Annotated in this window: 2 protein-coding genes; both read right to left on the reverse strand. The window is 74.0% G+C overall.

Annotated elements, in window-relative coordinates; genetic code table 11:
• Window positions 1-43 precede the first annotated feature (43 nt).
• Complete coding sequence (locus tag ACN6LM_RS37560) at window positions 44-1183, reverse strand: saccharopine dehydrogenase NADP-binding domain-containing protein (protein ID WP_445069907.1); 1140 nt, start codon at window positions 1181-1183, stop codon at window positions 44-46.
• Window positions 1180-4682 (reverse strand): amino acid adenylation domain-containing protein (locus ACN6LM_RS37565; RefSeq protein WP_445069908.1); only part of this gene is annotated, 3503 nt, incomplete at its 5' end. The genes ACN6LM_RS37565 and ACN6LM_RS37560, both read right to left, overlap by 4 nt.

Consider the following 4682-nt stretch of genomic DNA (forward strand, 5'->3'; position numbering starts at 1 on the left):
GGGTCCGGGACCCGCCGCGCCGTCATTCCGCCTCAGGCGCCCGTCAGAGCATGCCTTCCTCCAGCACGAGGCCATCGGCGGCGGTGCCACCCGGCACGTCCCCGTCGAGGGCGACGACCGTGCCCGGCAGGTGCCGCCGCAGCGCGTCCAGAACCTCGCGGGGTGCCAGCACCTGGCCCGCCCGGTGCACACCCCCGGGGATCCGACCCCGGGCCACCTCCCGGGCCGCGACCGCGCCCACCACGCCGGTCATCGCCGAGCCGTCCTCGCCGCGGATCACCGCCATGCGCCGCGTCGGGGTCCCCCCGGGCCCGGGGAACTCCAGCTCCCCGCAGAGCACGTGGTACGGCGTGCGGCCCAGGGCATCGAGCGTGCTGGCCCGCACCACCGCGTCGGCCTGGGCCTCCAGGCTGTCCGCGCGGTCGTCGCCGGCGCGGAAGCGGTTCAGCGCGTCGAGGAGGCGGCGGCCGTCGAAGGCGTTGTACCAGCGGGCCTCCGCCAGGCCCAGGGCGCGGGCCTGGCCCACCAGCTCCTGGGTGAGATAGGGGTACGTGGTCACCGGGTGCGGCACGCCCGCCACCTCGCGCCGCTCCCTCCCGCGCAGGGCGCCGTGCACCACGCGTCCGTCGCGCCACTGAGCGCGTGGCGTGCCGTACCCGCGGTCCAGGCTGAGCAGATAGTCCACGGCTCCGGTCCGGGTGAACGCGCCGAGCGAGACGTAGTACCCGGAGAACCGAGCGGCACCCCGGGGCTGCCACTCGTCCGTCAGGAGCCTGGGCAGCAGCCCCGAGAGGCCGGGCGAGAGCCCGGCCGACAGGACCGCCGTACGCTCGCCCGCCGGGGCGGGGCCCGGACCGCAGCCGTCCATGACGTCCACATAACCGGCACCCGCGGCCGCCGCCGCCCGGCGGGGGCCGTCAGCCAGCTCATAGGCGGGACCCGCGCAGTGGAGCAGGACGTCACACCCCCGGACGAAGCGTTCGAGGCTCTCCCGGGACCGGGCGTCGGCCGCCGCGGCCTCGCACTCCCCGCCGAGGGCGGCGGCGCAGCGCGCCGCCGCCTCGGGATTCCGGCCGCCGATCCGCAGCCGGACCCCGCCCTCCGCCGCGAGGGCGCGGGCGGCGGCCTCGCCGACCGCCCCGTACCCGCCGAGGATGCCGATCAGCGGAGCCTGGCGGTTCACCGGCCGTCCTCCCCCGCGAGCAGTGCGCGGGCCACCGCCTCGGCGTTGGGCGCCTGTACGCAGGTGAAGTGGTCGCCGGGCACGTCCACGACGCTCAGTCCGTCGCCGCACACCCGCTGCCAGTACTCGGTCATGTCGTGGTGCATGCCGGGGAAGATCTCGGCCTCGCCCGTCTGGCGGACGAAGGTCGCCGGCAGGTCGCAGGGCGTCGCCTCGTGCGAGGCGACGGAGACCAGGCTGTGCTTGACGATGCGGTAGAGGCGGGACAGCCGCTCCTCCGAGCGGAGTCCGGCGTCCTCCACCGGCATCGAGGCGCCGATCGCGCGCAGCCGGTCGCCCTGGGACCGTCCGGCGAGCGCCTGGAAGGCCCGCAGAGCCTCCCGGCCCGGGCCGGTCAGATCCGCCTCCGGCAGGCCGGCGAGGCTGCCCTGCGGCACGGTGCGGCCGAACCGCTCCGTGGCCGTCCGCACGAGATCCCGCGTCGCCGTCTCGTCGCGGGGGTAGCCGAGCCCGGCCGTGTCCGCGCGCATGAGACGGGCGAAGATGTGCTCCGCCAGCAGGTCGTCCTCGACGAGATACGGCACCCGGTAACTGCTGATGACGGTGAGGCCGGTGACCTCGGCTCCGGCGGCGGTCAGCCGGCGGGCGAGTTCGGGCACCAGCAGACCGCCCATGCAGTAGCCGACGAGGTGGATCCTCCCGAGCCCTTCGGCGAGCAGGGCCTCGGCGTGCCGCTCGGCGAGCTCCGCGACCTGGGTGCGCGGGTCCGCCTTCAGAAACGCCTCGACGTCGTCGACGACGAGACCGGCCAGCGGGAGCCGGTCGCCCAGTTCCCGGATGACCGCCCGGTACGGGATGAGGGTGCCGGTCCCGTCGTGCACCAGGACCCGGGTGGCCGTGCCCGCGGCGCCCGCGGCGCCGGCCGTGAGCCTGACCAGCGGGGAAGCGGCAGCCGTTCCCGCGAGCCCGGCGTCCGCGGCGCGGGTGGCGCCGAGGTGTTGGGCGAGCGCCGCGACGGTCGGCCGGTTCATCACGAGCCGCAGCAGGTCGTCCCACTCCAGGTCGGCGGCCTCCGGCAGGCGTTCCCGCATCTTCGTGACGAGCCGTGCCACGAGGAGCGAGTCGCCGCCGAGGTCGAAGAAGCCGGCGTCACGGCTGACCTCGGTGACCGGCAGCACCTCGGTCCACAGTCCGGCAAGGGTCTGCTCCATGCCGGGGCGCGGCGCTGCGCCGCCCTCGTCGGCCCGTCCCCGCGCCGCGGACGCGGTCCACGAGCCCAGGCGGGCGCGGTCGACCTTGCCGTTGCCGGTCAGGGGGATGCGGTCCACGATCTGGAGCTCGGCCGGGACCATGTACCCCGGCACACGGTCGCCCAGGTGGCCGAGGAGCGCCTCGGGCCGCAGCCGGGTCCGGTCGGCCTTGAACCGGGAGCAGAAGACGTGCTGGCCGATGCGGGTCAGCGGGCTGTCGTCCTCCGGCAGGCAGAAGGCGACCTCGCCGCCCGCCTCGCGGAGCATCCGCAGCCACTGCTCCCGTCCGAAGAAGGTCTGCCCGGTCTCGCGGCGCTCGTCCTCGAAGCTGTGGAGGCCCGCGTTGAACTCCATCGAGGTCATCACGTGGTAGGCGTCGCGGCTCGCCTCGATGAAGACCAGCCAGCCGCCGGGTGCCAGGAGCTCCCGCAGCCGGGTGAGGACCTGCGGGGCGTGCACGGAGTTGTGCAGGACGTTGGCCAGCAGGATCACGTCGAAGGAGTTCGGCGCGAGGCCCTGGGCGCGGTAGTCGCGGTTGAGGTCGAACAGTCCGTAGCGGACCCAGGGGTATGCGCGGAAGTTCTCCTGGGCCGCGGTGAGGAAGAAGTGGGACAGGTCGGTGAACAGGTAGTCGACGCCCAGGCCGTCGAGTTCGGGCACCAGGACCGTGCTCGTGCCTCCCACCCCGGCTCCGATCTCCAGGAGCCGGAGCGGCTCGGGTCCTGCGTGCCGCTGGGCGATCTCCCGCAGTGCGGACACCACGACGGCGTTGTTGTGGCGGCTGATCAGGTTGTCGCGGTAGGCCGCCTCGGCGGTGTCCAGGCGTCCCTCGGGGAAGAGCAGCGTCTTGAGGTCGATCTCGTTGCGTACGAGGGGGGCCAGGTGCTGCTCGGAGACCCGGTGGTAGCGGATGAGTTCGGCGCCCCAGCGGATCCGGGGCTCGAGCGCGTCGATCCGGTCGAGGACGGCCTCGTGCTCGCCCGGGGCGTCCTCCCGGAGCTCGCGGTAGCGGCCGGTGTCCGCGTCCAGGACCACCCGGCCCTCCTGCTCCAGGGCGTTCAGCCAGCGCAGCACGAGGTAGTGGTTCTCGGGGGCGGCGCCCACCGCTTCGATGACGTCCTCAAGGGTGTGTTCGGCGTCGGAGTCCGGGAAGAGCCCGCAGGACCGGAAGAGGATGGCCATGGACTGCAGGGCGGAGACGTCGAGCAGCTCGACCATCTCCGCCACCCCGGCGGCCTCTTCGGCGGAGAGGGCCTCGGTGACCTTCGCCGCCGCCCGTTCGCGCAGGGCGGCGGGCAGCTCGGGCGCTTCGGTCCGTACGGGCTCGGCGAAGGCGACGAGCCGGCGGGCGGCGCCCTCGCCCTGGACGACGGCTGCGGCGGCCTCGACGGCGGGGTGGGTCCCGAGCGCCGACTCCACCTCCGCCGGCTCGACGCGGTGGCCGTTGAGCTTCACCTGACGGTCGACGCGGCCCAGGAACTCGATGGCGCCGTCCGCCAGCCGTCGGCCCATGTCGCCCGTGCGGTACAGCCGTTCGCGGCTGACGGGGTGTGTCACGAAGCGCTCGGCGGTGCGTTCGGCGTCGCCGAGGTAGCCGAGCGCGAGGCCGGCACCGGCTATGTACAGCTCGCCGGTGACATGGACCGGGCATTCCCGCATGGACGTGTCGAGGACGTGGAAGCGCTGGTTGGCCAGCGGCTTGCCGTACGGGATGCTGCGCGCACCCGCCTCGACCTCGGTGACGGGGTGGTGGATCGACCAGATGGCCGCCTCCGTGGCGCCCCCGAGGCTCACGACGTTCAGCTCCGGAACGCGGCTCCGGATGGCGTCGGGGAGAGTGACGGGTATCCAGTCGCCCGAGAGCATCGCCAGCCGCAGCCCGGACACGTCGAGGCCGGGTGCCGTACGGAGGTATTCCTCCAGCATCTGCATCTGTGCGGGCACGGAGTTCCACACGGTGACGGCGCGTTCCGCGAGCAGCTGCGCCCAGTGCCCGGGGTCGCCGCGCCGTGCGGCGTCGGGCAGCACCAGCGCGGCGCCGGTCGAGAGGGGGCCGAAGATGTCGTACACCGACAGGTCGAAGCCGAGCTGGGCCAGGCCGAGCACGCGGTCGTCCGGGGTGACCGAGAAGCGGGTGTTGATGTCGTCGATGGTGTTGAGCGCGGCGGCGTGACTGATCATCACGCCCTTGGGCGTGCCGGTGGAGCCCGAGGTGTAGATGACGTACGCGAGGTCGTCGGGCGCCGCGC

The sequence above is a fragment of the Streptomyces sp. SAS_281 genome, assembly GCF_052542855.1.